We start from the raw sequence: 552 nt of genomic DNA, 5'->3' as shown, positions 1-552 counted from the left end.
GCCCTGCCCCACGTCTTCGACCGCTTCCAGCGCGCGGACGAGGACCGGGGGCGCGGCCACGGCCTGGGCCTCTTCATCGCGGCCTCGCTCGCCAAGCTGCACGGTGGCTCGCTCTCCGCCCGCTCCACCCTGGGCGAGGGCTCCACCTTCACCCTCCGTCTGCCCCGGCGGAACTGAAGCAGCACTGCACGTTTCCGCCGTAATTCCATCCAGGCCGCCTAGAATAGAAGTCCGTGAACACCCGGCGCTCTCGGTGAATTAGAAAGCGAGTGTGTCCACGCCCCGTCCGCCCCGCCTGTCCTCGTTGCGCGCGCTGAAGCACCGCGACTTCGCCTTCCTGTGGAGTGGCGCGGCGCTGTCCAACATCGGCACGTGGATGGAGGTGCTGGCGCTGGGCGTGTACGTGACGAAGGTGACGGGTCGGGCGGAGTGGACGGGCGGCGTGGCGGCGCTGACGTGGCTGCCGTCCATCCTGCTGTCGCCCCTGGGGGGCGCGCTGGGGGACCGCTTCGACCGGCGGCGCGCGGTGGGGCTGGGGGCGCTGGTGCAGAT

2 protein-coding genes are annotated in these 552 nt (G+C 71.0%); both read left to right on the top strand.

What is annotated here, in order from left to right; genetic code table 11:
* Positions 1-3 precede the first annotated feature (3 nt).
* Entirely contained in the window at positions 4-177 is a 174-nt protein-coding gene (locus D7W79_RS45590) for an ATP-binding protein (protein WP_276375691.1), read from the top strand.
* 94 nt (positions 178-271) lie between these two features.
* Positions 272-552 (top strand): MFS transporter (locus D7W79_RS42615; protein WP_147442384.1); only part of this gene is annotated, 281 nt, incomplete at its 3' end.

Origin of the sequence: Corallococcus exercitus, assembly GCF_003611585.1 — a bacterium.
Taxonomy (GTDB): Bacteria; Myxococcota; Myxococcia; order Myxococcales; family Myxococcaceae; genus Corallococcus; species Corallococcus exercitus.
This window is presented reverse-complemented; position numbering and strand designations above follow the sequence as displayed.